At 51.9% G+C, this 3,456-nt stretch carries 2 rRNA genes; both read right to left on the bottom strand.

What is annotated here, in order from left to right:
* Nucleotides 1-99 precede the first annotated feature (99 nt).
* Nucleotides 100-215, bottom strand: a 5S ribosomal RNA gene (gene rrf, locus ACFULV_RS34890).
* 55 nt (nt 216-270) lie between these two features.
* Nucleotides 271-3,203: ribosomal RNA gene (locus ACFULV_RS34885) — 23S ribosomal RNA — on the bottom strand.
* Nucleotides 3,204-3,456: the final 253 nt, after the last annotated feature.

Below are 3,456 nucleotides of genomic sequence, written 5' to 3'. Positions count from 1 at the left end.
ATGGTTATCCGCATCGACCGGGGGGCGCCGACCCTCTGCTTGTAAGGCAGATGCTCTCCCAGCTGAGCTAATCCTCCATAATTGCACTAACGTGCAATTGCTTGGCGGCGTCCTACTCTCACAGGGGGAAACCCCCGACTACCATCGGCGCTGAAGAGCTTAACTTCCGTGTTCGGTATGGGAACGGGTGTGACCTCTTCGCTATCGCCACCAAACAAATTGAGAGTGTTCTCTCAAAACTAGATAACAGGTGTGACATCATTCAAAAATATGGTTAAGTCCTCGATCGATTAGTATCTGTCAGCTCCATGTGTCGCCACACTTCCACCTCAGACCTATCAACCTGATCATCTTTCAGGGATCTTACTTCCTTGCGGAATGGGAAATCTCATCTTGAGGGGGGCTTCATGCTTAGATGCTTTCAGCACTTATCCCGTCCGCACATAGCTACCCAGCGATGCCTTTGGCAAGACAACTGGTACACCAGCGGTGCGTCCATCCCGGTCCTCTCGTACTAAGGACAGCTCCTCTCAAATTTCCTACGCCCACGACGGATAGGGACCGAACTGTCTCACGACGTTCTGAACCCAGCTCGCGTACCGCTTTAATGGGCGAACAGCCCAACCCTTGGGACCGACTACAGCCCCAGGATGCGATGAGCCGACATCGAGGTGCCAAACCTCCCCGTCGATGTGGACTCTTGGGGGAGATAAGCCTGTTATCCCCGGGGTAGCTTTTATCCGTTGAGCGATGGCCCTTCCATGCGGAACCACCGGATCACTAAGCCCGACTTTCGTCCCTGCTCGACTTGTAGGTCTCGCAGTCAAGCTCCCTTGTGCCTTTACACTCTGCGAATGATTTCCAACCATTCTGAGGGAACCTTTGGGCGCCTCCGTTACCTTTTAGGAGGCGACCGCCCCAGTCAAACTGCCTGCCTGACACTGTCTCCCACCCCGATTCAGGGGTGCGGGTTAGAATTTCAATACAGCCAGGGTAGTATCCCACCGATGCCTCCACCGAAGCTGGCGCTCCGGTTTCCAAGGCTCCTACCTATCCTGTACAAGCTGTACCAACATTCAATATCAGGCTGCAGTAAAGCTCCACGGGGTCTTTCCGTCCTGTCGCGGGTAACCTGCATCTTCACAGGTACTATAATTTCACCGAGTCTCTCGTTGAGACAGTGCCCAGATCGTTGCGCCTTTCGTGCGGGTCGGAACTTACCCGACAAGGAATTTCGCTACCTTAGGACCGTTATAGTTACGGCCGCCGTTTACTGGGGCTTCAATTCAAAGCTTCGCTTACGCTAAGCGCTCCTCTTAACCTTCCAGCACCGGGCAGGCGTCAGCCCCTATACTTCGCCTTACGGCTTCGCAGAGACCTGTGTTTTTGCTAAACAGTCGCCTGGGCCTATTCACTGCGGCTCTCTCGGGCTTGCACCCTAACAGAGCACCCCTTCTCCCGAAGTTACGGGGTCATTTTGCCGAGTTCCTTAACGAGAGTTCTCTCGATCACCTTAGGATTCTCTCCTCGCCTACCTGTGTCGGTTTGCGGTACGGGCACCTCTCACCTCGCTAGAGGCTTTTCTTGGCAGTGTGGAATCAGGAACTTCGCTACTATATTTCGCTCGCCATCACAGCTCAGCCTTACGGGAAACGGATTTGCCTATTTCCCAGCCTAACTGCTTGGACGCGGATATCCAATACCGCGCTTACCCTATCCTCCTGCGTCCCCCCATTGCTCAAATGGTGAGGAGGTGGTACAGGAATATCAACCTGTTGTCCATCGCCTACGCCTTTCGGCCTCGCCTTAGGTCCCGACTAACCCTGAGCGGACGAGCCTTCCTCAGGAAACCTTAGGCATTCGGTGGAAGGGATTCTCACCCTTCTTTCGCTACTCATACCGGCATTCTCACTTCTAAGCGCTCCACCAGTCCTTACGGTCTAGCTTCTCAGCCCTTAGAACGCTCTCCTACCACGGACACCAACGGTGTCCATCCACAGCTTCGGTGATACGTTTAGCCCCGGTACATTTTCGGCGCAGAGTCACTCGACCAGTGAGCTATTACGCACTCTTTAAATGGTGGCTGCTTCTAAGCCAACATCCTGGTTGTCTAAGCAACTCCACATCCTTTTCCACTTAACGTATACTTTGGGACCTTAGCTGGCGGTCTGGGCTGTTTCCCTTTCGACTACGGATCTTATCACTCGCAGTCTGACTCCCAAGGATAAGTCATTGGCATTCGGAGTTTGACTGAATTCGGTAACCCGGTAGGGGCCCCTAGTCCAATCAGTGCTCTACCTCCAAGACTCTTACCTTGAGGCTAGCCCTAAAGCTATTTCGGAGAGAACCAGCTATCTCCAAGTTCGATTGGAATTTCTCCGCTACCCACACCTCATCCCCGCACTTTTCAACGTGCGTGGGTTCGGGCCTCCATTCAGTGTTACCTGAACTTCACCCTGGACATGGGTAGATCACCTGGTTTCGGGTCTACGACCACGTACTCAATTCGCCCTATTCAGACTCGCTTTCGCTGCGGCTCCGCATCTTCTGCTTAACCTTGCACGGGATCGTAACTCGCCGGTTCATTCTACAAAAGGCACGCCATCACCCGTTAACGGGCTCTGACTACTTGTAGGCACACGGTTTCAGGATCTCTTTCACTCCCCTTCCGGGGTGCTTTTCACCTTTCCCTCACGGTACTGGTTCACTATCGATCACTAGGGAGTATTTAGCCTTGGGAGATGGTCCTCCCAGATTCCGACGGAATTTCACGTGTTCCGCCGTACTCAGGATCCACTCAGGAGAGAACGAAGTTTCGACTACGGGGTTGTTACCTCCTATGGCGGGCCTTTCCAGACCTCTTCATCTACCTCGTTCCTTTGTAACTCCGTATAGAGTGTCCTACAACCCCAAGAGGCAAGCCTCTTGGTTTGGGCTTCTTCCGTTTCGCTCGCCGCTACTCAGGAAATCGCGTTTGCTTTCTCTTCCTCCGGGTACTTAGATGTTTCAGTTCCCCGGGTCTGCCTTCCTTACTCTATGTATTCAAGTAAGGATACTACCCCATTACGGGCAGTGGGTTTCCCCATTCGGAAATCTCCGGATCAAAGCTTGCTTACAGCTCCCCGAAGCATATCGGTGTTAGTCCCGTCCTTCATCGGCTCCTAGTGCCAAGGCATTCACCGTGCGCCCTTTCTAACTTAACCTAAAATAAGGTTTATTTTTAAAACTACTTAAATGGATTCATCCATAAAGTGGCGATTCTCGGTTATTACTTGGTTATTTCTCATGATATCTAGTTTTCAAGGAACAAGGCTACTGATTTCAATCACATCATGATTAATCATCGTAGCATTTGCTTCGTGCTGCCTTGCTCCGAGGTGAACCTAATCTTCCTCGAATAAGCATTGCCGCAGGAGCAATTCTATTTAGGTATTATTAGAATCACTGTATAAACAG

It is taken from the genome of Nocardia sp. NPDC057272 (genome assembly GCF_042668615.1).
Taxonomy (GTDB): Bacteria; Actinomycetota; Actinomycetes; order Mycobacteriales; family Mycobacteriaceae; genus Nocardia.
This window is presented reverse-complemented; position numbering and strand designations above follow the sequence as displayed.